Origin of the sequence: Haloactinospora alba (genome assembly GCF_006717075.1) — a bacterium.
GTDB classification, from domain to species: Bacteria; Actinomycetota; Actinomycetes; order Streptosporangiales; family Streptosporangiaceae; genus Haloactinospora; species Haloactinospora alba.
In genome coordinates this window covers 682,223-705,033 of record NZ_VFQC01000001.1, presented here as the reverse complement: position 1 = coordinate 705,033, position 22,811 = coordinate 682,223, and the positions used below count along the sequence as shown (strand labels likewise).

The window sequence follows — 22,811 nt, the reverse complement described above, 5'->3', positions numbered from 1 at the left end:
AGCGGTGGCCGCACACGGCCCGGTCGCGGCCACGGGAGCGGTAGCCATCCTGCCACCTTCCGCCGACGACGTGTTGGTGCGCGGAGCCTTCCGGGCACCGCGGACGGGTCCTCCGTCGAACGCACCCGTTGGGGAGATTGTCCCACTGCCGGGACAACGCGCCCAAGCGTTCGCCTACGAGCACGCACCCATTTTGTTACTCATAGTCACAAACTAAGCTTAGGTGGTATGAACGACGACTGGAGCAGCGCACTGCTCACCGACCGGTACGAGCTGACCATGCTGCAGGGTGCGCTCCGCAGCGGCGCCGCGCACCGGCGCACGGTTTTCGAGATGTTCGCGCGCCGGCTGCCGGAGAACCGCCGTTACGGGGTCGTGGCCGGAACCGGGCGTTTCCTGGACGCCCTGACGAACTTCCGCTTCGACTCGGCGACGCTCGACTACCTCTCCGACGCCGCGATCGTGGACGACTCCACCCTGCAGTGGCTCTCCGAGTACCGGTTCTCCGGCGACATCTGGGGCTACGGCGAGGGGGAGTGCTACTTCCCCGGCTCCCCCATCCTCGTCGTGGAGGGGACCTTCGCGGAAGCCGTGCTCCTGGAGACCGTGGCGCTCTCGATCTACAACCACGACTGCGCGATCGCCGCGGCCGCCTCCCGTATGGCGACCGCCGCCGCGGGGCGGCCACTGATCGAGATGGGGTCGCGCCGCACCCACGAGATGTCCGCGGTCGCTGCCGCCCGCGCCGCCTACCTCACCGGTTTCGCCAGCACGTCCAACCTCGAGGCGGGACGGCGCTACGGCATCCCCACGGCGGGAACCAGTGCCCACTCGTTCGTGCTCCTGCACGACAGCGAGCGGCACGCGTTCGCGGCGCAGCTCGAATCGCTCGGTTCCGGAACCACGCTACTGGTGGACACCTTCGACGTGGAGCGGGCGGTACGTTCCGGGATCGAACTCGCCGGACCACAACTGGGCGGGGTACGGGTCGACTCCGGGGACCTCGCGCTGCTCACCTCGCGGCTGCGGCAACAGCTCGACCGCAACGACGCCACCGAAACCCGGATCGTGGTCACCGGTGACCTGGACGAGTACGCCATCCAGGCACTGGCGATCGCCCCTGTCGACGGGTACGGCGTCGGGACCGCGCTCGTCACCGGTTCCGGATCGCCGACCGCGTCGCTGGTGTACAAGCTCGTCGCCCGCGCCCGGGGCACCTCACCCGACTCCCCGCTCGAGCCCGTCGCCAAGCGCTCGGTGGGCAAACCCAGCAAGGGGGGCCGCAAGTGGAGCTCCCGGAGCCTGGACGACTCCGGAACCGCCACCGCCGAACTCGTCCACGAGCACGAGCCCGAGTCCACACCGCTGACCCGGCCGCTGATGCGGCGCCTGGTGCACGAGGGCGAGATCGTGGGCGGGGAGCCGCTGGACGACGCTCGCAAGCGCCACGCCCGCTCCGTGGAGGAGCTCCCGGTGACGGCGCAGCAGATGTCCCGCGGTGAACCGGCGATTCCCACCCACTTCGAGGAGCGCGTTCACAACTGACGCGCGGAGGGAGAACGAATTGAAGGCTCTGTTGGTCGTCGACGTGCAGAACGACTTCTGCGAGGGCGGAAGTATGGGCGTGTCGGGAGGCAGCGGGGTGGCCGCCGCGGTCTCCCGCTTCCTCACCGAACACCGTGCGGACTACGCGCACGTGGCCGCCACGTGCGACCACCACATCGACCCCGGAGAGCACTTCTCCGAGCAGCCGGACTTCGTGGTGAGCTGGCCCCGACACTGTGTCGCCGGAACCACCGGCGCCGAGTTCCACCCCGACTTCGACACCACGCACGTGGAGGAGGTGTTCCGCAAGGGACAGTACTCCTCGGGGTACAGCGGGTTCGAAGGCACCAACGAACAGGGGCAGAAGCTGGAACAGTGGCTGCGGGACCGGGACGTCACCGACGTTGACGTGGTCGGGATCGCCACGGACTACTGCGTGCGCGCCACCGCGCTGGACGCCTCCGCGGCCGGGTTCGGCACCCGGGTGCTGCTCGGCATGACAGCGGGGGTCTCCCGGGAGACCACGGACTCCGCGCTCACCGACCTGGGCGGCGGCGGGGTCGCTCTCGAGGGCGAACCCGTCGTGGCCGGCTGAGGCCGGGAGCGTGTCTCGGGCGGATGCTCACCGTTCGGGCAGGAAGAGGTAGTTCCGGTGGGCCGCGGTGACGCTGTCCACCGGACGCCACCGCCCCCGGTGCCACACCCGCATCCGGTAGCCCAGGTTCCGCAGACGGTCGGTGACCGACGCGACCGAGTCGCCGTACTTCGCCAGGTGCCGTTCCTCGATCTCCAGCATGAGGGCGGGCCGGTGCCGCGACAGGACCTCCTGCCCGCCGTCCAGCATCGCCGCCTCGGCGCCCTCGACATCGGCCTTGACGAAGTCGACGCGGGTGATGCCGTGGTCCCGGCACAGACTGTCCAGAGTGGTGACGGCGGTCGTGACCCGACGTTGCCCGGAGAACTCCGCGTTGGGTCCCGGCCCGTGCGCGCCGCTCGTGAGGTAGGCGCGCCCGTGCACCGGACGGCCGCGGCGCGTCGGCAGGCTCATCGTCGCGCTCTCGCTCTCGCGCCCGAGGGCGCACCGGACCACCCGGACGTTGCCCGCACCGAGCAGTCGGACACCGGAACGCAACACCCGTACCGGATCGTGCAGGGGCTCGACCGCGTACACGGCTCCCCCGGGGCCGGCCAGGTCAGCGAGCGTGAAGGTGTACAGCCCGTGTTTGGCGCCGATGTCGAGGCACACGTCCCCCGGCCGCACCACGGTGCTGATCCCCCGGACCTCGGTCTCGACGAAGAACGCGCGTGGAGCCAGCCAGCGGAGCGCGGCGGCGAGCGCGCGCAGCCGCGGATCGCCCGTTCGGCCACGAGCACGGGGAGGGAACATACAGCGCGCCTCCAGGCGGGGTCGGGTCGGCGAGGAGCACACCCGCCCCGGAGGGATCCGCATCGCCGTTGGTGCCGGGCACGACGGCGTTTTCCGGTGACGGGCCGGTGTTCCCGTTCAGGCCATCCCGACAGCGGAGCGCACCTGGGCGAGGACCCGACGGGCGCGTTCCCGCGCGCGCCGCGCCCCGTCCTCGAGGATGGCGTCGAGGTCGCTGTCGGGACTCATGAGCTCATCGTAACGGGCGCGCATCGGAGCGAACTCGGTGTTGAGCGTGTCGAACAGTTCGTTCTTCAGCTCGCCCCATCCCATGCCGCCGGCTTCGAGCCGCGCGCGGACGGACGCGGTGTGCTCCGCCGACGCGAACTGGGCGAGGAGCTGGAACGGGACCGAGGAGTCGGGGTCCTTGGGCTCCTCGACCGGGGTGGAGTCCGTCGGGATGCGCCGGACCAGCTTCTTGAGCTTGTTCTCCGGAAGGAAGAGGGGAATGTGGTTGTCGTAGGACTTGCTCATCTTCTGCCCGTCGGTTCCGGGCAGGACGCTCGCGTCGCCCTGGGGGAAGTCGCCCTCGGGGATCGGGAAACGGTAGGTGTCCCCGTAGAGGTGGTTGAAGGACTGGGCGATGTCGGCGGCGTACTCGATGTGCTGTGCCTGGTCCCGCCCCACGGGTACGTAGTCGGTCTCCATGATGAGGATGTCGGCCGCCATCAGGATGGGGTAGTTGAACAGCCCCATGTTGACCCCGGCGTCGAGGTCCTCGACTCCTGCCGCGGCGTTCCGGTCGCGCGCGGCCTTGTAGGCGTGGGCGCGGTTCATCAGCCCCTTCGGGGTGACGTTGGCGAGGATCACCGACAGCTCGAACACCTCGGGGATGCTCGACTGCCGGTAGAGGATGGTGCGCTGCGGGTCGAGTCCGCAGGCGAGCCAGGTGGAAGCGACCGCCCGGATGTCGTGCCGCAGTTTCGCGGGGTCCTTGACCGAGTTGAGCGAGTGGTAGTCGGCGAGGAAGTACAGCGTCTCGTGTGCCCCCGCCGCGGCCAGCGCGGGTTTGATCGCGCCGATGTAGTTGCCGATGTGGGGTTCACCCGATGTCTGGATACCGGTCAGGTAGGTGGTCGTCGCTCCCATGGTTTCCAGGTTAACCGTGCGGGAGGGTGCCCCGGCCCGGTTCCGGCCCGGACGGGCCCCGACTCCCGGGGCCGGTTCCCCCGCCCTACCGGCGGTTGCGTTTCCGGGCTGGTTGCCGGGCCCGTCCGGTGGACGCCCGTCCCCACGAGCCGGGGCCTAGGCACGGAACGCGGACCAGTGCTGGGCCATGCGTTCCCCCTGGCCGGGAGTGAAGTGGGTGAGGCACGCGTCGTCGCTGTAGTTCATGATGTTGGTGACGGGGTCCTTCCCCCTCCGGTCGGGGCACGTGTCGCGTTCCGCCGGGCAGCCCCGTGCCGGTTCGCGCTCGTAGGGGGTGTCGTCCACGTAGTCGCCGGGAGCGGAGCAGCCGTTCTGGAACGTGTGGAACAGTCCCATCCAGTGCCCGACCTCGTGCACCGCCGTCATCCCGCGCCCGAACCGTTCCCACCCCTGGCCCGGCATCGTGCGGTAGTCGACCATGACCCCGTCCGCTGTCGCGTTCTCGGCGTACTCCTGGGGGAAGGTGGCGTGTCCGAGCACGTCCCCGCCCAGGTTCGCGGTGTAGAGGTTGAGCGTCTCCGGGCCGCCCGTGCGAAGCTCCCCGGTGACCGTCTCGCTGCGGGCCGTGAGGTTGGTGAACCACGCTTCCCGTTGGGTGCGTGTCACGTCCACCAGCCGGAACCGGAACCCCGTGTCCGCGCCGCCGCGGCCGCCGCTGTACGCCGTGTTCATCAGTTCGAGTTGGGCTCCCACCGTGGCGCGGTCGAGGTCACCGGACCCGTCCTCGGCGGAGATGACATGCACCGCGACCGGGACCACGGTCAGCCCGCTCGCAGGGTTCCCGGCCCCCTGGGGAAGGCTTCGGGCGCGCAGACGGCGTTCGAACTCGGCGGCTCGCTGCGGGTCGAGGGTGTCCGCCGCGTGCGGGGACGGACCGGTGGCGCTGTCGCTGCGCCCGGCCGGAGCGCACGGCGTCTCCGCGCTCTCCACGGGGGGCTCTGGTGGGGCCGTGAGAGCCAGCAGCGCCAGAAGCGCGGCGAGGCCGTGGACGTACCGCCGGCGGATGCCGCTTCCCCCACGTTCCCGAGCACCATCCAGCATGAACACGGAAAGTAGTCGAATGAGCGGGAAACGTTAACAGTGACACGCTCTTCCCACGGAACGGCGGAACCGGGACGTCCGGTTCACCTGTTGCCGGTCGCCCATGCGCGGATCTTGGCGATCCGCTGTCGGATCTCGTCCGCGGAGGCCTGCGCGATGGGCGGGCCTCCGCACGTCTGACGCAGCTCGTTGTGGATCATGCCGTGCGGGCGGCCGGTGCGGTGGTGCCAGGCGCCGACCAGGCTGTTCAGCTCCTTGCGCAGCTCCGCGAGGACCTGGTGGTCGGGGGGCTGTTGGGGTTCCTGGGGCGGCTTGCGCTCGCTGGCCTGCTGGTCGGCCTTGCGCTTCCGCAGCAGTTGTGACACCTGTTCCGGCTCCAGCAGGCCGGGAAGTCCGAGGAAGTCCTCCTCCTCCGGGGAGTCGGGCGCGTCCCCACCGAACTCGGAACCCTCGTACAGGGCACGGTCGAACTCGGCCGAGGCCTCCATCGTCTCGAACGGAAGCTCCTCACCGGCGTCGGGCGTGTCGCGTTTCTTATTCGCCTCGTCGAGCTCGTCGTCCGGCTCGAGCTCCCCCTCCCGCATCGGCCGGTCCAACGCGTGGTCGCGTTCGCGTTCCATCTCCCCGGCGTACTCGAGCAGGGTGGGGACCGAGGGGAGGAAGATCGAGGCGACCTCCCCCCGCCGGCGCATTCGGACGAAACGCCCGACGACCTGGGCGAAGAACAGGGCGGTACTGGTCGAGGTGGCGTAGACCCCGACCATGAGCCGGGGCACGTCCACCCCTTCCGACACCATCCGCACCGCCACCATCCACCGGTCGCGGGACTGGGAGAACTGTTTGATCTTCTGGCTGGCCATGGGGTCGTCGGAGAGCACGACCGTGGCGCCGTAGCCCGTGATCTCCCGGAGGATGCGCGCATAGGCGCGGGCGTTCTCATGGTCACTGGCGACCACCAGCCCGCCCGCGTCCGGCGTGGAGTTGCGCACTTCGGTCAGTCGGCGGTCGGCCGCCGCCAGGACCTTCTTGATCCAGTCGCCCTTGGGGTCGAGGGCGGCCTGCCAGGCCTGGGAAAGCTCGTCCTGGGTGAGCGGTTCCCCCAGCCGGGCGGCGAGCTCGTCCCCGGCCTTGGTACGCCACCGCATCTCCCCGGAGTAGGCCATGAAGATGACGGGACGCACCACCCCGTCACCCAGCGCCGGCGCGTAACCGTAACTGTAATCCCACGAGCACCGGCGCACCCCGTTCGTGTCCTGGACGTAGTCCACGAACGGGATCGGGTTCACGTCCGTGCGGAAGGGAGTGCCGGTCAGGGAGAGCCGCCGCGCCGCCGGCTCGAAAGCCTCACGCACCGCCTCTCCCCACGAGAGGGCGTCTCCCGCGTGGTGGATCTCGTCGAAGATGACCAGGGTGCGGCGGGACTCGGTGCGGTTGCGGTGCAGCATCGGGTGGGCCGCCACCTGGGCGTAGGTGACGGCGGCTCCGAGGTACTGCCTGCCGAGCGCCCCCTGTCCGTTCTTGAAGTCGGGGTCGATGGCGATCCCGAACTCGGCCGCGGCCTCCGACCACTGCTTCTTGAGGTGTTCGGTGGGGCAGACGATGGTGATCGAGCGCACCGTGTGCCGGGCGAGGAGTTCGCTGGCGAGTGTCAGCGCGAACGTGGTCTTCCCCGCTCCCGGGGTGGCGACGGCCAGGAAGTCCCGTGGTTCCCGCCGGAAGTACTCGTCGAACGCCTCACGCTGCCATTCGCGCAGCCCACTGAGGCGCTCCGCAGTGCTGGTCTGCAGAAGCGGCATCAGTTTTCTGGGCGCGGAGACTCCCGCCGACAGGCGGGAGAAGGAACGCCCTCCTCCTTTCGGGCGGTATAGGCGGCTCTGTCGACACGCTGGGGTCGGAGAGGGCGGGGGCGGGCCGGCACGCGGGCGGTACCGGAAGCCTCGACCGCCGGGCGGGTTCCGGGGCGGACTCCGTTCCCGCCTGTTCCCCACCGCCCGCCCACGGTGCCGCACCGGGTCCTGACCCGGGTCAGGGGCACCATCTCATCCGGACGCGGCAGCCCCGGCGCGAGAGGCGCCGCGCGTCGCCGGCTCGCTTCGGAGCGGCGAAGCGCCCCTTCCGCGCGGAACGGACCCACCCGGGAACCTCCCTTACACAGCTGGCTGGGCAGTACTGCCGACGTGTGCTCCCGTGAACCCGGCACCGGAACCCAGCAGCGGACCGGAACGGTCGCACCACGGAGCCGGTCGGGCATGGCCTGCTACGGCCCCGGCGCGGGGAGCACCCCGTTCTTCCTCGGAAGAGGGTATCTGTACCGGGCGACGGATGAACACGCGCGCACGCTGCTGTCGTGTGGATGTGGCGACACGCACGCCGTGCCGCGCTCCCGGGGTTCAGGGGGCGGTCGTCTCCACAGCGCTGTCGTTGAACGGCATGTAGGGATCGGCCCAGGGGAAGACGTAGAACCACAGCAGCGCCACCGCACCCGCCACCAGGGCGAGGGACAGGACGAGCTTCACCGGCCAGGGGCCGGGAAGGATCCGCCAGATCAAGCCGTACATCAGGACCTCACTCCTCCTGGCCGTCGCTGTTCTCCGGAGCCATGTCGGCGATGTTGTCCGGCATTCCGTTGTCCTTGGAGCGGCTGTCCGAGAGCTCCGCGTGCACGATCAGCCGGTGCGTGTTGTTCAGCTTGGGCGCGCAGGTGGTCAGCGTCAGCAGGGAACGCTCGGGGTCGTCGTTGTTCTCCGGGTCGAACGGGTCCGGGTCGACCACCTCGGTCTGGTCGGGAGTAACCGTGCGGGTGTCGACGACGTCGTAGGTGTAGAAGTTCTCCTGGTCCTCGAGGACGACCTCGTCCCCCTCCCCGAGCTGGTCGAGGTCCCAGAATATGCCCGCCTGCCGGTGGCCGGCGACGGAGTAGTTGCCCTCCTCACCGGGAGCGGCGGTGTCCGAGTAGTGCCCGGGGCTGTTCTTGATGTCCTCCAGGCTGGTGCCGTTGACGACGACCCAGTCCAGGTCCAGGGAGGGGATGTACATCCGGCTGTTGGCCTCCCCCGGCAGAGGGTCGGAGTCGGGCCCCTGCTCCTCCCACTGCTGTTCCAGCCCCTCGGACAGTTGCTGCTGTTCCTGTTCGGTCTGGTACTGCTTGCCGTAGATCTGGTAGGCCGCGAAGAGCAGCATCACGATACCCGCGGTGAACAGCGTCTCGCCGAGAACGAGCACGGTGGTACGGAGGAATTCCCTGCCCGAACGGCGGGGATTCGCGTCCGGGGCCTTTCTTCGGCGCCCCCGCTGCGACCTACGGCGGGACGTGCGCTCCCCGCGATGGGAATTCCGCTCGGTTGCAGAAACCATGTGTTCGTGCCCTACCCGTGCCTTCTGACCTGTGCGCTTTCCTCTGCGCCGCGGATGCGGCACACGGCCGAGCGCCGGCGGCTCCCCTCGTGTGAGGTCCGCCGCCGGCCGCGTGCGCCGAGACAGCTACGCCGATCCGTTCGGGAGGGAAGCGTACCGCGCCGAACAGGTCACGAACAGTGCGGCGACGGGATGGAAGGGAACGGCACGCTCAGAGCGTGAATCCCGGCCGGAACCGGATCAGGACACCATCTCCTCGTAGATTTCCTTGCATGCCGGACAGACCGGGTACCTCTTCGGGTCGCGGTTGGGAACCCAGACTTTGCCGCACAACGCGATCACCGGATCACCGGTCACGGCGCTCTCCGTGATCTTGTCCTTCTGCACGTAATGCGCAAAGCGTTCCCGGTCGCCGTCGTCATGCGAGACATCGGGGTCGGTTTCGCTTTCCGGAATTACCTTGTTCAGAACGTCCATTGACATCTCTCCCGCACACCTCCTAGTTCCCGTTCCAGAGTATCCACAGTGGGCCGGAGTCAGTTCAGCGTGGGGTCGTCGGGGAAAGTCGATACCAAGGCGAGATCTCCGCCCTGCCGGCGCAGCACCCGGGGCCACAGCGAACCCGGCTCGTTGCTGAACACGTCGTCGCTGGTCGCCGGGAGCGTGTACCACGCGCCCTCCTCGATCTCGGCGCTGAGCTGTCCCACGCTCCATCCGGTGTAACCGGCGAACCCCCGGAACCGGTCGAGCGCATCCCCGAGGATCTCCGGTGGTGTGTCCAGATCGACCATTCCCAGCCCGGGGACCCGGTCCCGGGCCTCCGCGCTCTCCAGCGGGCTCCACCCCAACGGGGTCTCCTCGTGGCGGGGCATACCCAGCGCGACCCCGGCACCAGCCCCCACGGGCCCGCCGGAGAACATGACCTCGGGAGCGTCAGCGTAGCCGCCCCACCCCTGCAGGACCTCGTTCACCGGAACCTCCAGCGGCCGGTTCACGATGACGCCCAGCGTCCCGTCGGACTCGTTGTCGTCGATCACGAACACCACCGAGCGCCGGAAGTTCGGGTCGTCCAGCACCGGTGTCGCCACCAGCAGGCGTCCGGTCAGAATCGGCTGCTCCATGCTCCACCCCTACCCGGAGAACAGGTCGGGCACCGCCCGGTAATCCGTGCGGCCGGCCGGGACTACTCCCCCGACCGTCCGGAGACGGCCACCTCGCGCACGGCCGCCGCCACCTGCTGGGCCAGGTCCGTGTGGAAAACACTCGGTATGACGTAGTGAGGGCCGCGCTCCCCCTCCGTGACAGTATCCGCGAGCGCGTCAGCGGCCGCCACCATCATGTTGGCGTCCACGTGGTGGCTCTGGGCGTCCAGCAGGCCGCGGAAGAAGCCGGGGAAGACGAGGACGTTGTTGATCTGGTTCGGGTAGTCGCTGCGGCCGGTCGCGACGACGGACGCGTGCAGGTGGGCCACCTCCGGGTCAACCTCCGGTTCGGGGTTGGCCAGCGCGAAGATGACCGGGTCCTGGTTCATCTCGGCGATGTCCTCACCGCCGAGAACGTTGGGGGCCGACACCCCGATGAACACGTCCGCGCCGGAAACGGCCCCCTTGAGGTCACCCGTGTAACCGGCGGGGTTGGTGTTGTCGGCGATCCAGGAGAGGTTGGGGTCGGTGTCTCCCCTGCCCTGGTAGACGGCACCATGGACGTCGCACACGATGACGTCCGAGGCTCCGGCGTGCATGAGCAGCTTGAGGATGGCGGTTCCGGCGGCGCCGGCACCGGACATGGCGATACGGACCTCGCCGAGGTTCTTCTTCACGACCCGAAGCGCGTTGCGCAGCGCGGCGAGCACGACGATCGCGGTCCCGTGCTGGTCGTCGTGGAAGACCGGGATGTCGAGCACCTCACGCAGTCGCTCCTCCACCTCGAAGCAGCGGGGCGCGGAGATGTCCTCCAGGTTGATGCCGCCGAAACCGGGCGCGATCGCCTTGACCGTGCCCACGATCTCGTCCATGTCCTGCGTGTCCAGGGCGATCGGCCAGGCGTCGATGTCGGCGAAGCGTTTGAACAGGGCCGCCTTCCCCTCCATCACCGGCATGGCGGCCTGCGGGCCGATGTTCCCCAGCCCCAGGACGGCCGATCCGTCGGTGACGACCGCGACGCTGTTGCGCTTGATCGTCAGCCGCCGGGCGTCCGCCGGGTTGGCGGCGATCGCCTGGGAGACCCGCGCCACCCCCGGCGTGTAGGCCATGGACAGCTCGTCCCGGTTGCGCAGGGACACCTTCGACTTCATCTCGATCTTGCCGCCGATGTGCAGCAGGAAGGTGCGGTCACTGACCTTGTGCACGACGACGCCCTCGAGGGCGCCCAGCGCGTCCACGATCGCCTGGGCGTGGTCGGTGTCCCGAGCGGCGCAGGTGACGTCGATGCGGATCCGCTCGTGTCCGGACGAGGCTACGTCGAGAGCCGTGATCAGCCCGCCGACGTGCTCGACGGCATTGGTCAGACTTCCGACCGCGCTGCCACGCCCGTCAAGCTCCAGACGGACCGTCAGAGAGTAGGAGACGCTGGGAAGGGTGGCCACGGAAAACTCCTCAAGTTCACGGTTTCGGCACGCGCGAGCGCACTCTTCATGGTGCCATGGGATCCCATCACCGCGGGCGAAACCCGGCCGACAAACCGGACATTAAGCATAATCACCCACTATTCAATCCCCATGTGGTCAGACCACAACATCCAGGGTGCGATTCTCCAGGCACCGCAGGTGTGGGCAGGCACCCGCGCGCAGCGGCGCCGCCCAGCACCGGCGAGGGAGCTGCCCACACGTGGCACCCCCGGGTCGTGACAATTGACACACGCCCCGCGCCGTCGCGGGAGGCGGTCCCGCGGCGGGCCAGCGGCGCCCGGAGTCCCGCGGCCGCCACCAGCGTTCTCATCCGCCCGCCCGGTCGCGCGCCAGCCGCTCGACGACCGACACACAGCTGGAGAACGGGAGCGCGGTCGAGTCCAGAACCAGATGGTACAGCTGGGGACGCGAGGGGTCGGTCCGGTAGAACCGGCGGACGTAGGCCGCCCGAGCCCGGTCGTTGTCCTCGAGTTCCCGCATCGAGGGAGCGTCCCGGCCCTCGGTGCCGCCGGCACGGCTCTCCTCGGGCGCGGACTCGTGTATCCGCAGGGCCTGCTGCAGCCGGCGCTCCTTGGGGCCGTCCAACCGGACGTGCAGGGCGTTGTGGTGGTCGGCGAGCACGACGGCCGCCGCCCTGCCCAGGATCACGCCGCCCTGTTCGGACAACCGCCGGAGCACGCGGTCCGTGTGGTCGACGAACTCCTGGTCGTAGAGCAACCTCCCCTCAGCGTCCGTGGCGCCGACGAACGTCGCGTCAACGCTGCCCAACGTGACGGTGGGCAGCCGGGCAGCGCTCGCGAGCAGGCGTCCGAAACCGGTGGGGGCCCGGTCGTCGTGTTCCAGGACCTCCTGCAGGGAACACCCGATCTCCCGGGCCACGGTTGCGGGGATGGCCCGGTCGAGGAACGTGACGCCGAGGCGTTCGGCCAGGGCGGGCCCGATCACGCTTCCCGCCGCCCCGTAGGTCGCGGAGATCGTCACCACGTATGCCATCGGCCCCCCACCCGGCGCCCCCGGAGCCTTGTGTACGACCGGCCGTAGCCGTTGACCTCCAGCTTAGCCCGCAACCGGGTGGCGGGGGCGGACCTCCGGTGCGCTGGACACCGGGTTCCCTCCCCGGCCGGCAGCCGTCAGAACAGCGCCGAGGTCAGCGACCGCCGCGCCTGGTTGACCCGCGGGTCGCCCGAGGGCAGCACCTCGAACAGCGTCAGCAGGTGCTTGCGCGCCCGGTCCCGGTCGTTACCGCTCGTCCGACGCACCGCACCGATCAGCCGTTCGAAGGCGTCCTCGAACTTGCCGCCGTACATGTCGATGTCGGCGACCTTGATCTGGGCCTCGACGTCGTCGGGGTCGTCCGCCGCCGCCTGGCGCGCCGCCGCGGCGTCCAGGTCGTGGACCCGGGAGACGAGCCGGACCTGTGCGAGCTTCAGTTTGGCGTTCTCGTCCTCCGGCTGTGCCTCCACCGCTTTGGCGTAGGCGGCCTCGGCCGCGGCGAAGTCGCCACGTTGCAGCGCCTCCTGCGCCTCGGCCTCCACCGGGTCCTGCGGCTGCTGGTCCTCGCCCTGCTCCTGGGCGCCCTGCTGTGCTTCCTCCTGCCCCAGACCGGAGTAGTCCTCGGGAAGGACCCCCTGCTGCCGCAGGCCGTCGAAGACCTGGCTCAGCCAGTCGCGCAGCTGCTCCTGGTTGGCGGCACCGCTGGGGCCGGGGACGACCTGGCCCCCGATGACCATGGCCACCATCGGCGCCGCGGACACCCGCAACGCCTGCGCGAGCTGCGGGCTGGCCTGCACGTCGATCTTCGCCAGCCCCCACTGGCCACCGGCCGCGACGGCGAGCTGGTCCAGCGCGGACTCCACCTGGGAGGACTGTTCGGAGTGCTGCTGCAGGACAGCGAGGACGATGGGTGTGTTCATCGAACGTTCGAGGACTTCCTGCTGGAAGTTCTCCTCGTTGACGTCGATAGCGTACGGGTTGGCTGTACCGGACGACTCCTCGGCCTGCCGTTTGGCCTCACGTTCCAAGGCCGCCTTGCGAGCTGAGAGGTCGACCGCGCTCTGCGTGGAGTAGTCCGAAGGCTGCATACCTCCATCCTGCCGTATCCCACGCGAGCGCGGTAAACGCCGCCGCCGGCCCCGACGGCACTCCGCGCCCGCGCGCCCCGGAACGCAGGGCGTTCAGAAGCGCGACTCCTCGGTGTAGGTACCGAAGACCTCCCCCATGGCGTGGCAGATCTCGCCGAGGGTCGCTTCGGCACGCGCCGCGTCCAGGACTATCGGGATCAGGTTGCCGCTCCCGGGATCGGCGGCGGCCCGGCGCAGCCGCGTCAGCGCGGCCTCGACCGCCGGGCCGTCCCGTTGCTCGCGGCGGTGGGTGAGGGCCTGGTTCTGTTCACGCTCCACCTCGTGGCTGATCCGCAGGATGTCCAGCTCGCCGGAGACGGTGGAGGTGTGGCGGTTCACACCGACGATGCGTTTCTCGTCCTTCTCCAGGGCCTGCTGGTACTGGAAGGCGGACTCGGCGATCTCCGAGCTGAACCACCCGCTGTCGATCCCCGCGAGGATTCCCGAGGTCATCGGCCCTATGCCGTGGTGGGCCTGCTCTCCGCCGCCCATCCGGCGGATGCGTTCGAAGAGGCGCTCGGCCTCGTTCTCCAGCTGGTCGGTGAGCGCCTCCACGTAGTAGGAGCCGCCGAGCGGGTCGGCGACGTTGGCCACGCCGGTCTCCTCCAGCAGCACCTGCTGTGTGCGCAGGGCTATCTCGGCCGACTGTTCGGTGGGCAGCGCGAGGGTCTCGTCCAGTGCGTTGGTGTGCAGCGAGTTCGTGCTGCCCAGTACCGCCGACAGTGCCTCCACCGCCGTGCGCACCACGTTGTTGTAGGGCTGCTGGGCCGTGAGCGACACCCCGGCGGTCTGGGTGTGGAAACGCAGCCACTGGGACTTCTCGCTCGCGGCGCCGTAGGTGTCCCGCATCCAGCGGGCCCAGATCCGGCGTGCCGCGCGGAACTTCGCGATCTCCTCGAAGAAGTCGATGTGGGCGTCGAAGAAGAACGAGAGGCCGGGGGCGAACTGGTCGATGTCCAGGCCGCGCGACAGTCCGAGCTCGACGTACCCGAAACCGTCCGCGAGGGTGAACGCGAGTTCCTGCGCCGCCGTGGCGCCCGCCTCCCGGATGTGGTACCCGGACACGGAGAGCGGCTTGAACGCCGGGATGTGCTCCGCGCAGTACTCCATCAGGTCACCGATGAGGCGCAGGTGCGGTTCCGGCGGGTACAGCCACTCCTTCTGCGCGATGTACTCCTTGAAGATGTCGGTCTGGAGTGTGCCGTTCAGCGTGCCGATGTCCACGCCCTGGCGTTCGGCCGCCGCGAGGTACATGCAGAAGATCGGGATCGCCGGCCCGCTGATGGTCATCGACGTGGTTACCTCGCCGAGCGGGATGCCGTCGAAGAGGGTGTCCATGTCGGCCGTCGAGTCGACAGCGACACCGCAGTGTCCGACCTCGCCCAGCGCGTGCCGGTCGTCGGAGTCGTAACCCATGAGCGTGGGCATGTCGAAGGCGACCGACAGTCCTCCCCCGCCGGACTCGAGGATCATCTTGTAGCGCTCGTTGGTCTGCTCGGCGTTGCCGAAACCGGCGAACTGCCGCATGGTCCACGGGCGCCCCCGGTAACCGGTGGGGTACAGGCCGCGGGTGTAGGGGAACTCCCCCGGCCAGCCGATCCGGTCGAAACCGGGGACGGCGGCGCCCTGCGGGGGGCCGTACACGGGCTCGACCTGCTGCCCGGAGAGCGTGCTGAAGTCGGCGTCGCGTTTGCGGGCCGCGTCGTAGCGTTCTTGCCAGCGGGCGCGTCCCGCCTCGATGTCCTCACCCATACCCTAGATAGTAGGACTTCCAACTATATTTGGATAGGGTCACACGAACCCGCGGCCCGACGGCCGCCGGAAGCCGGACCGCACCGGGGAGCGCGGCTCAGTCGGGAGCGGACATGGCCTCTCCACCCTCGGGGAAGTCGCCGAAACTCACCCGCAGCGTGGTGAAGAGACTGTGGATCTGCCACAGCTCGTCCTCGGTGTAGCAGTCCAGACCGAAGTCCATCGCCTTCAGGTCCCGGGTCGCCTCCTCGACGACCTCGCTCCCGGAGTCGGTGATCTGGGCCAGCGTGCCGCGCCCGTCGTCGGGATTGGGCAGGCGCCGCACCAGCCCCTGGTGCTCCAACCGGTCGATGGTGTTGGTGACGCTGGTCGGGTGCACCATCAGCCGCTCGCCGATCTTGCCCAGTGGCAGCGCTCCCGTGGAGCTGAACGTCAGTAGTACCAGCGCCTCGTAGCGCGCGAACGTCAGCTCGTAGGGCTTGAGCGCGTTGTCCAGCTGTCCGATGAGGATCTGCTGGGCACGCATGATCGAGGTGACAGCGGCCATGGCCGGCGACGCGCCCCACCGACGGCTCCAGCTGTCGTGCGCGCGTTCGATCGGGTCGAAGGACAAATTCAGCGGGTTTCCCACGCCGCCACTGTAACCAGCGCTGTCCCCTTAGTCCTCAATTCCGAAAAGATCAAGGGGGTCACGGTGGCCGGAACCGGCCACCGGCCCGCTCCGCGCACCGGTACGGTTCGCCACCTCCACCCGTCCTGTCCGCACCCCGGCGCGATCCAGGTCACACCAGGGCGCGAGGGAAAAAGGCGGGGATTCACGTATTGACCCCGAAAAGAACTAATAGTTAAGTTTCCTAAAAATAATTCTTCCTGGGCACACTGATAACGCGGTGCGACAGCGGCGTCGCCCGCAACCCCCGAAGGGTGCCGCCGAGCCCGGGAGGAGGGCGGCACCGAATCCTGCTGCACTGTGAGTAGGAGATGTGAGAACCGTGCACACATCCCCCCGACGAGGGTGGGTGGCCACAACAGCCACCGCGGCCCTCACCGTCGTTCCGCTAGCACTCTCCCCCACCCCGGCGGCGGCCGACACCGCGGCCGGCGACGTCACCGTCACCTACACCGAAGGTTCCAGCTGGGAAACCGGCTACAGCGGCCAGCTCACGATCGACAACGCCTCCCAGTCCCCGCTGTCCGACTGGACCCTCGAGGTCACCCTCCCCGACGGCACCAGCATCGACAGCCTCTGGAACGCCGAGATGGAGCAGGAGGGACAGAGCTACACGATCACCCCGCCCTCTTGGGGAGCCGAGGTTCCCGCCGACGGGACGCACCAGATCGGCTTCAACGGCTCCTCCTCCAGCGGGGAGACCGCACCGCTGGACTGCACCGTCAACGGCGCCCCGTGCTCCGGTGATCCCGGCGGGGAGGACAGCGAAGCCCCCACCGCACCAGGCGGTCTCAGCGTCGAGGACACCTCGGCCACCAGCATCGACCTCTCCTGGACACGATCCAGCGACAACGTGGGGGTCACCGGCTACGAGATCCACGACGGCGAGTCCGTCGTCGGCACCACCACCGGCGATTCCCCGGCGGGAACGGTCACCGGCCTCTCCCCCGACACCGAGTACACCCTCACCGCGCGCGCCTTCGACGCCGCCGGGAACCGCTCCGACCACAGTGAACCGGTCACCGTGCGCACCGCCGAGCAGGGCGACGGCGGCGGACCGTCCGACGGGCAGCGCCGCGTCGGCTACTTCACGCAGTGGGGCATATACGACCGCGACTACCTGGTCAAGGACATCGACACCAGCGGAACCGCGGAGAAACTCACCCACATCAACTACGCGTTCGCCAACGTCAACGCGGACGGCACGTGCTTCCAGGCCAACCAGGCGGGCGAGGGCGACGCCTGGGCCGACTACGGCCGTTCGTTCAGCGCCGCGGAGAGTGTCGACGGTGAGGCCGACACCTGGGACCAGGACCTCCGCGGCAACTTCAACCAGCTGCGGGAGCTGAAGGAGAAGCACCCCCACCTGACGGTCAACCTCTCCATCGGCGGATGGAGCTGGTCGAAGAACCTCTCCGACGCCGCCCTGACCGAGGAGTCCCGACAGCAACTCGTCAGCTCGTGCGTGGACATGTTCCTGCGCGGGAACCTGCCCGTGATGGACGGCGCTGGCGGCCCGGGTGCCGCCGAGGGCGTCTTCGACGGGATCGACCTGGACTGGGAGTGGCCCGCGTCCGAGGGACACGAGGACAACACCGTGCGCCCCGAGGACAAGGAGAACTACACCGCTCTCGTCGAGGAGTTCCGCACCCAGCTCGACTCACTGGAGCAGGAGACCGGCCGGGACTACGAGCTGACCTCGTTCATGCCCGCGGATCCGGAGAAGGTCGAGGCGGGTTACGAGGTCGAGAAGATCATGCCGAACTTCGACTTCGTGACGGTGCAGGGCTACGACTTCCACGGCGCCTGGCAGGGCAACACCAACCACCAGTCCAACCTGAGCCTGGTGGACGGCGACCCGGGGCCCGAGCCCTTCAGCAGTGAGATCGCGGTCGAGGCCTGGACCGAGCGGGGCGCCGACCCCGACGACCTCGTACTCGGCGTTCCCTTCTACAGCCGGGGATGGACCGGTGTGGAGCCCGGGCCCAACGGGGACGGGCTCTTCCAGGACGCCGAGGGCCCCGCTGCCGGGCCGTACGAGGACGGCATCGACGACTGGAAGAACGTCAAGGACCTCTCCGGCTACGAGCTGTACCGCGACAACGAGGCCGGTACCGCCTGGCTCTACGACGGGGAGACGTTCTGGACCTACGACGACGAGAAGTCCATGGAACAGAAGGTCGACTGGGCGCAGTCCAATGACCTGGGCGGGATCATGGCGTGGTCCCTGGACGGGGACGACGCGCAGGGCAGCCTGATGAACGCCATAGACCAGTCGCTCAACTAGGGGACCCGTACCCCGACCACGGGAACCCGGCCGGTCCCGGCGCGCGGCACGCTGACGGTACGCACCCAGCGTCCGGCGCCGGGACCGGCCGCTCTTGCGCCCACCCGCGCCCCCTCGGCCGGGAGAACCGCCGGCCGGCGCCCGCGCGGACCGACCGCGCCGGGGAGAGGCGGGGAGTTCCGAGGCGGGCCGCACCGCCGGCTCCGGCTCCTGCCATACTCGGGGTCGGAAACAGACAAGCCGGCTCCGCACAGCCGAGGGATGACATGGACGCTTCGGAACTCGTCAGCCGCCTACTGCGCCACGACCGCCGCGCGCTCGCGCGCGGGATATCCCTCGTGGAGAACGCCGCACCGGAGCTGCGCGCCATCATGTCCGGGCTCGCGCCGCACACGGGCAGCGCCCGCACCGTCGGACTCACCGGCCCGCCGGGTGTCGGCAAGTCCACGACCAGCAACGCACTGGTCACAGCGCTGCGTTCCCGGGGGGAGAGCGTCGCCGTGCTCGCGGTCGACCCCTCCTCCCCGTTCACCGGCGGGGCGTTGTTGGGAGACCGGGTCCGGATGCAGGAGCACTCCGGCGACAACGGGGTGTTCATCCGCTCGATGGCCAGCCGGGGCCACCTGGGTGGCCTGTCGTGGGCGACACCGCACGCGCTGCGCCTGCTGGACGCCGCCGGGTTCGATGTGCTGCTGGTGGAGACCGTGGGTGTGGGGCAGGCCGAGGTGGACATCGCCGCCCACGCCGACACCACTGTGGTGCTCTCCGCGCCGGGTATGGGCGACGCCGTGCAGGCGGCCAAGGCGGGGGTTCTGGAGATCGCCGACATCCTCGCGGTGAACAAGGCCGACCGGGACGGCGCGCGGGCCACGGTCCGGGAACTGCGCCAGATGGTCGCGCGGGGCGAGGGCGACGCCGACCGGTGGAAGCCCCCGGTCGTGAGCACCGTGGCGGAGAGCGGGGACGGTGTCGGGGAACTGCTGGGCCGGGTGGACGCGCACCAGGAGCACATGCGCGCCGCGGGGGAGCTCGAACGCCGCAGGCACCGGCGGGCGCGCGAGGAGATCGAGGCGATCGCCCTCGGCGCGCTGCGGCAGCGGCTGGCGGATGTCCGCAGCGGCGCGGGGCTGGACACACTCGCCGACGAGGTCACCAGCGGCTCCAGCGACCCCTACTCCGCCGCGGACACCCTCCTGGACGCGTTGGAACGCTGAGCGCCGGGCGGTGCCCGCCCGGCGCGGGCACGCTACCCGGAGACGCTGAACAGCAGGGCGTCTCCCTGGCCGCCGCCACCGCACAGGCCGGCCGCGCCGCGTCCTCCCCCGCGGCGGCGCAGCTCGTGGATCAGGTGCAGCGCGATCCGGGCACCGGAGGCGCCGATGGGGTGGCCCAGCGCGATGGCGCCGCCGTCCGCGTTGACGATGTCCTCCGAGACGCCCAGGTCCCGGGTGGACTGCAGCGCGACGCTGGCGAACGCCTCGTTGATCTCGATCAGGTCCAGGTCCCGGACGCTGCCGCCCGACTTCGCCAGCGCGTGGTTGATGGCGTTGGAGGGCTGCGACTGCAGCGAGTTGTCCGGACCTGCCACGTTGCCGTGCGCGCCGACCTCCGCGAGGATCTCGCATCCCAGTTCCTCGGCCTTGGCGCGGCTCATCACGACGAGGGCGCAGGCCCCGTCGGAGATCTGGGAGGAGGTGCCGGCGGTGATGGTGCCCTCGGGGGAGAACGCGGGACGGAGCCGGCCCAGCCCCTCGGCCGTGGTGTCCGGACGGATTCCCTCGTCCTCGGTGAAGAGGGTCGGTTCGCCCTTGCGCTGGGGGATGCTCACCGGGGTGATCTCGGCGTCGAAGCGCCCCTCCTTGCCGGCTTCGGCCGCGCGTTGGTGGGAGCGCGCCGCGTAGGCGTCCTGTTCGGCGCGTCCGATGCCGAGACGGGCGTTGTGCCGTTCGGTGGAGGCTCCCATCGAGTCGCCGTCGAACGCGTCGGTGAGACCGTCGTGGGCGGTGGTGTCGAGCACCTCGACCGAACCGTACTTGTAGCCCTGTCTCGCGTTGGGCAGCAGGTGCGGGGCGTTGGTCATCGACTCCATACCACCGGCGACGACCGTCTCGACCTCTCCCGCGGTGATCAGCTGGTCAGCGAGCGCGATCGCGTCCAGCCCGGACAGGCACACCTTGTTGATGGTGAGCGAGGGGACGGTCATCGGGACTCCCGCCGCCACCGCGGCCTGCCGCGAGGGGATCTGGCCCTGGCCCGCCTGGAGCACCTGGCCCATGAGGACGTAGTCGACGCGTTCGCCCCCCAGGCCGGCGCGCTCCAACGCGGCCCTGATCGCGACCGCTCCGAGGTCCGCCCCGGAGAATCCCGCGAGGGATCCCAACAGGCGGCCGGTCGGGGTACGCGCGCCACTGACGATGACGGATCCGGGCATAACGGGCCTCCCTGGTCTTCTGCACTCCGCTGGTCTGCCACCATACAGACGTACTCGCCCACCATCGGCCGGGAGGTCCCATGCTCACTCGCATCGACCATGTTGGTATCGCCTGTCACTCGCTGGACTCCACCATCGATTTCTACCGGCGCACCTACGGGTTCGAGGTGGCGCACGTGGAGGTCAACGAGGAGCAGGGAGTGCGCGAGGCGATGCTGCGCGTCAACGGGACCGACGACGGCGGCGCCAGCTACCTGCAGCTGTTGGAGCCGATCCGGGAGGACTCCCCGGTGGCGGCGTTCCTCGCGAGGAAGGGGGAGGGAGTGCACCACATCGCGTTCGGAACTCCCGACGTCGCCGCGGAGGCGGGCAGCGTCGCCGAGAACGGGGTGCGGGTACTGGACGCCGAGCCGCGCCGGGGAACCATGGGGTCCACGATCACGTTCCTCCACCCCAAGGACTGCGGGGGTGTCCTCACCGAGCTCGTGCAGGCGGCCGGAGACGACGAACAGGCCGGAGCTCCGGACGCCTGATCCGCCTATTCCCGGCCGCGGGCAAGCGTAATACAACCGTCACTTTCGGCATCCGCGCACGTCCAGGGCGTGAGAACTCCACACGTGAGCGGATGAATCCGACGAAACCCTCCTCGCACCGGGCTTCTGCTTGATAAGCTCAGCGAGCTGCCGGTATCTCCGGCAGCCCTGCCCCTCGCGCACTCAGACCCCTCGACGTCGGGTCACCGCGTTCCGCTGCCTCGTGTCCGTTCGGCCGGGACTCTGTATCAATGGAGCAACTTTCCCCTACGCCGGCCCGTGGCGGAGTACTCTCCCGCACAGGAGTTACCCGCAGGACCGGGGCAGACCGGGGTGGCCCTCCGCGTCGGTGCCGGGTCCGGCCGCGCCCTGATTCGACACGAACCACATCTGAAATGCAGCCGTCTCGTTACCCGTTCAGGATTCCGCCACATGTCGTCCGATATTGAAGCCCAGCTGACCAATTTCTTCGAGGAAGGCAACCAAGCTACCGAGTTCGATGTGGTGCTGCGCGGTTACGACCGGCACCAGGTCGCCAACTACATCGAACAGAAGCACACCGAGCTCCAGCAGGCGAAGGAGGAGGCCCAGCAGAGCAGGAACGAGCTCGCTGAGGTCAAACAGCAGCTGGAGGAACAGGAGCGCCCCACCTACTCCGGTCTGGGTGCCCGTATCGAACAGCTTCTGCGGCTAGCTGAGGAACAGGCGACCGAACTCGTCCAAGGCGCACGTGCCGAGGCCAACGACATCAAGTCGGCGGCCAAGGTGGAGGCGGCCGAGATGCGTGCGGCCGCCGAGAACGAGACCACCGAACTACGCACCACCGCGCAACGCGAAGCCGACGAGATGCGTGCGGCCGCCGAGAGTGAGGCGGAGGAGATCCGCACCACCGCACAGCGCGAAGCCGACGAGCTCACCTCGAGCACCGAACGTGAGGTGCAGAAGAAGCGCTCGGCTGTCGACCACGAGATCGCCGAGAAGCGCGCGTCCTTCGAGGGCGAGATCGCCAAGCTACGCACCACCACCGAACGCGAGTGCGCCCAGGCTCGTGCGTCGGCGAAGCGGGAACGCGACGAGACGTTGCAGACCGCCAAGCGCCAGGCGGACGAGATGCGTGCCCAGGCGCAGCGCATGCTCGAGGAGAGCGAAGCCAAGCGGGCCCAGGAGGAGTCCGACTTCGAGATCCAGCTCGCCGGGCGCCGGGAGGAGGCCGAACGGCAGGACGCCGAGCGTCTCGCCGCGGCCCAGGCGGCCACGCAGAAGCTCGTCTCCGAGGCCGAGGAGCGGGCAGGCACGGCCGAGCAGCGGGCCACGAAGGCCAGCAACCAGGCCGAGCAGACCCGGCGCGAAGCTGAGCAGCACGCCAAGCAGGTCGTCAACAACGCGAAGAAGAGCGCCGAGCAGATCACGAGCGAGGCCAAGGGCAAGGCCGAACACCTCGTCAACGACGCCAAGTCGGAGTCGGACCGGATCATGACGTCCGCCCAGCAGCAGGTGGACGAGCTGATCCGGCAGCGCGACAGCATCCAGTCGCACCTGCAGCAGCTCCGGCAGCTGCTGGGGGGCAGCGGGGACGCTCCGATGGGAGGCGGACAACCCGCCGCTCCCGCCGCCGAGGAGCCCGCCGCGATCGAGCCGACCGAGGAGAAGGCGTCCAGCGACGGCAAGGGCACCGAGGAGAAGGCGTCCCAGACCGCGGAGCCGGCAGCCGCGGCGTCCTCCACCTCCACGGGTTCCGGTTCGGGGTCCGGTAACGCCGCTGACGCCGACGACGAGGACTGGTGGCAGGAGTAGTCAACAACCCGCGGCTCCGCCGACGGGAGCCGCGGCACGCGTCGGGCCCGGTCGATCGACCGGGCCCGCGTCTATTGGTGGGA

Annotated in this window: 20 protein-coding genes; 6 read left to right on the top strand and 14 right to left on the bottom strand. The window is 69.5% G+C overall.

Annotated features, from left to right (window positions below; genetic code table 11):
- Positions 1-228 precede the first annotated feature (228 nt).
- Both FHX37_RS03415 and FHX37_RS03410 read left to right on the top strand, forming a co-directional pair.
- Positions 229-1,545, top strand: coding sequence for a nicotinate phosphoribosyltransferase (locus tag FHX37_RS03415; RefSeq protein ID WP_141922038.1), 1,317 nt, complete (start codon positions 229-231; stop codon positions 1,543-1,545).
- Between the two features lie 19 nt (positions 1,546-1,564).
- The gene (locus FHX37_RS03410) at positions 1,565-2,140 is read left to right on the top strand and encodes an isochorismatase family protein (RefSeq protein ID WP_141922036.1); all 576 of its coding nucleotides are present in this window, start codon (positions 1,565-1,567) and stop codon (positions 2,138-2,140) included.
- 27 nt (positions 2,141-2,167) lie between these two features.
- Here FHX37_RS03410 and FHX37_RS03405 read toward each other — a convergent pair whose 3' ends face one another.
- The 13 genes from FHX37_RS03405 to FHX37_RS03350 form a co-directional block, all read right to left on the bottom strand.
- Positions 2,168-2,932 (bottom strand): FkbM family methyltransferase, encoded by a 765-nt coding sequence (locus tag FHX37_RS03405; protein ID WP_141922034.1) that lies wholly within the window; start codon positions 2,930-2,932, stop codon positions 2,168-2,170.
- Positions 2,933-3,049: 117 nt separating this feature from the next.
- Positions 3,050-4,060, bottom strand: coding sequence for a tryptophan--tRNA ligase (locus FHX37_RS03400; RefSeq protein WP_141922032.1), 1,011 nt, complete (start codon positions 4,058-4,060; stop codon positions 3,050-3,052).
- Between the two features lie 156 nt (positions 4,061-4,216).
- Positions 4,217-5,161, bottom strand: a complete 945-nt coding sequence (locus FHX37_RS03395) for a zinc metalloprotease (RefSeq protein WP_141922030.1) — start codon at positions 5,159-5,161, stop codon at positions 4,217-4,219.
- 83 nt (positions 5,162-5,244) lie between these two features.
- Positions 5,245-6,957, bottom strand: coding sequence for a DEAD/DEAH box helicase (locus FHX37_RS03390; RefSeq protein WP_141922028.1), 1,713 nt, complete (start codon positions 6,955-6,957; stop codon positions 5,245-5,247).
- A gap of 594 nt (positions 6,958-7,551) precedes the next feature.
- Entirely contained in the window at positions 7,552-7,719 is a 168-nt protein-coding gene (locus FHX37_RS22725; RefSeq protein ID WP_170181496.1) for a hypothetical protein, read from the bottom strand.
- A 7-nt stretch (positions 7,720-7,726) separates the two neighbouring features.
- Entirely contained in the window at positions 7,727-8,515 is a 789-nt protein-coding gene (locus tag FHX37_RS03385) for a class E sortase (RefSeq protein ID WP_141922025.1), read from the bottom strand.
- 240 nt (positions 8,516-8,755) lie between these two features.
- A complete protein-coding gene (locus FHX37_RS03380; RefSeq protein ID WP_141922023.1) occupies positions 8,756-8,998 on the bottom strand; it encodes a DUF3039 domain-containing protein in 243 nt (80 codons plus the stop codon).
- Between the two features lie 53 nt (positions 8,999-9,051).
- On the bottom strand, positions 9,052-9,636 hold the full coding sequence (locus tag FHX37_RS03375) for a YqgE/AlgH family protein (protein ID WP_141922021.1): 585 nt from the start codon (positions 9,634-9,636) through the stop codon (positions 9,052-9,054).
- A 62-nt stretch (positions 9,637-9,698) separates the two neighbouring features.
- Entirely contained in the window at positions 9,699-11,099 is a 1,401-nt protein-coding gene (locus FHX37_RS03370; protein ID WP_141922019.1) for an NAD-dependent malic enzyme, read from the bottom strand.
- Between the two features lie 348 nt (positions 11,100-11,447).
- Positions 11,448-12,134, bottom strand: a complete 687-nt coding sequence (locus FHX37_RS03365) for a cytidylate kinase-like family protein (RefSeq protein WP_141922017.1) — start codon at positions 12,132-12,134, stop codon at positions 11,448-11,450.
- 137 nt (positions 12,135-12,271) lie between these two features.
- Entirely contained in the window at positions 12,272-13,222 is a 951-nt protein-coding gene (locus tag FHX37_RS03360) for a tetratricopeptide repeat protein (RefSeq protein WP_141922015.1), read from the bottom strand.
- 93 nt (positions 13,223-13,315) lie between these two features.
- Entirely contained in the window at positions 13,316-15,013 is a 1,698-nt protein-coding gene (locus FHX37_RS03355; RefSeq protein ID WP_141922013.1) for an acyl-CoA mutase large subunit family protein, read from the bottom strand.
- A gap of 97 nt (positions 15,014-15,110) precedes the next feature.
- Positions 15,111-15,644, bottom strand: coding sequence for a MarR family transcriptional regulator (locus tag FHX37_RS03350; protein ID WP_211351731.1), 534 nt, complete (start codon positions 15,642-15,644; stop codon positions 15,111-15,113).
- A 388-nt stretch (positions 15,645-16,032) separates the two neighbouring features.
- On the opposite strand from FHX37_RS03350, the gene FHX37_RS03345 reads away from it, so the two are divergent.
- Together FHX37_RS03345 and meaB are read left to right on the top strand one after the other, a co-directional pair.
- The gene (locus FHX37_RS03345; RefSeq protein ID WP_246062048.1) at positions 16,033-17,970 is read left to right on the top strand and encodes a glycoside hydrolase family 18 chitinase; all 1,938 of its coding nucleotides are present in this window, start codon (positions 16,033-16,035) and stop codon (positions 17,968-17,970) included.
- A 266-nt stretch (positions 17,971-18,236) separates the two neighbouring features.
- A complete protein-coding gene (meaB, locus tag FHX37_RS03340) occupies positions 18,237-19,184 on the top strand; it encodes a methylmalonyl Co-A mutase-associated GTPase MeaB (protein WP_141922009.1) in 948 nt (315 codons plus the stop codon).
- A 32-nt stretch (positions 19,185-19,216) separates the two neighbouring features.
- On the opposite strand, the gene FHX37_RS03335 is transcribed toward meaB, so the two are convergent.
- Complete coding sequence (locus tag FHX37_RS03335) at positions 19,217-20,401, bottom strand: acetyl-CoA C-acetyltransferase (RefSeq protein ID WP_141922007.1); 1,185 nt, start codon at positions 20,399-20,401, stop codon at positions 19,217-19,219.
- Positions 20,402-20,481: 80 nt separating this feature from the next.
- On the opposite strand from FHX37_RS03335, the gene mce reads away from it, so the two are divergent.
- Both mce and FHX37_RS03325 read left to right on the top strand, forming a co-directional pair.
- Positions 20,482-20,934, top strand: coding sequence for a methylmalonyl-CoA epimerase (mce, locus tag FHX37_RS03330; RefSeq protein ID WP_141922005.1), 453 nt, complete (start codon positions 20,482-20,484; stop codon positions 20,932-20,934).
- Between the two features lie 432 nt (positions 20,935-21,366).
- On the top strand, positions 21,367-22,728 hold the full coding sequence (locus FHX37_RS03325; protein ID WP_141922002.1) for a DivIVA domain-containing protein: 1,362 nt from the start codon (positions 21,367-21,369) through the stop codon (positions 22,726-22,728).
- The last annotated feature ends 83 nt before the right edge of the window (positions 22,729-22,811 follow it).

Bases quoted from the DNA above. Each gene is read 5' to 3' on its own strand.
- FHX37_RS22725 (WP_170181496.1), bottom strand. From the start codon at position 7,719: ATGTACGGCTTGATCTGGCGGATCCTTCCCGGCCCCTGGCCGGTGAAG.
- meaB (WP_141922009.1), top strand. From the start codon at position 18,237: ATGGACGCTTCGGAACTCGTCAGCCGCCTACTGCGCCACGACCGCCGC.
- FHX37_RS03390 (WP_141922028.1), bottom strand. From the start codon at position 6,957: ATGCCGCTTCTGCAGACCAGCACTGCGGAGCGCCTCAGTGGGCTGCGC.
- FHX37_RS03360 (WP_141922015.1), bottom strand. From the start codon at position 13,222: ATGCAGCCTTCGGACTACTCCACGCAGAGCGCGGTCGACCTCTCAGCT.
- mce (WP_141922005.1), top strand. From the start codon at position 20,482: ATGCTCACTCGCATCGACCATGTTGGTATCGCCTGTCACTCGCTGGAC.
- FHX37_RS03395 (WP_141922030.1), bottom strand. From the start codon at position 5,161: ATGCTGGATGGTGCTCGGGAACGTGGGGGAAGCGGCATCCGCCGGCGG.
- FHX37_RS03365 (WP_141922017.1), bottom strand. From the start codon at position 12,134: ATGGCATACGTGGTGACGATCTCCGCGACCTACGGGGCGGCGGGAAGC.
- FHX37_RS03325 (WP_141922002.1), top strand. From the start codon at position 21,367: ATGTCGTCCGATATTGAAGCCCAGCTGACCAATTTCTTCGAGGAAGGC.
- FHX37_RS03415 (WP_141922038.1), top strand. From the start codon at position 229: ATGAACGACGACTGGAGCAGCGCACTGCTCACCGACCGGTACGAGCTG.
- FHX37_RS03405 (WP_141922034.1), bottom strand. From the start codon at position 2,932: ATGTTCCCTCCCCGTGCTCGTGGCCGAACGGGCGATCCGCGGCTGCGC.
- FHX37_RS03385 (WP_141922025.1), bottom strand. From the start codon at position 8,515: ATGGTTTCTGCAACCGAGCGGAATTCCCATCGCGGGGAGCGCACGTCC.
- FHX37_RS03375 (WP_141922021.1), bottom strand. From the start codon at position 9,636: ATGGAGCAGCCGATTCTGACCGGACGCCTGCTGGTGGCGACACCGGTG.
- FHX37_RS03380 (WP_141922023.1), bottom strand. From the start codon at position 8,998: ATGTCAATGGACGTTCTGAACAAGGTAATTCCGGAAAGCGAAACCGAC.
- FHX37_RS03335 (WP_141922007.1), bottom strand. From the start codon at position 20,401: ATGCCCGGATCCGTCATCGTCAGTGGCGCGCGTACCCCGACCGGCCGC.
- FHX37_RS03400 (WP_141922032.1), bottom strand. From the start codon at position 4,060: ATGGGAGCGACGACCACCTACCTGACCGGTATCCAGACATCGGGTGAA.
- FHX37_RS03355 (WP_141922013.1), bottom strand. From the start codon at position 15,013: ATGGGTGAGGACATCGAGGCGGGACGCGCCCGCTGGCAAGAACGCTAC.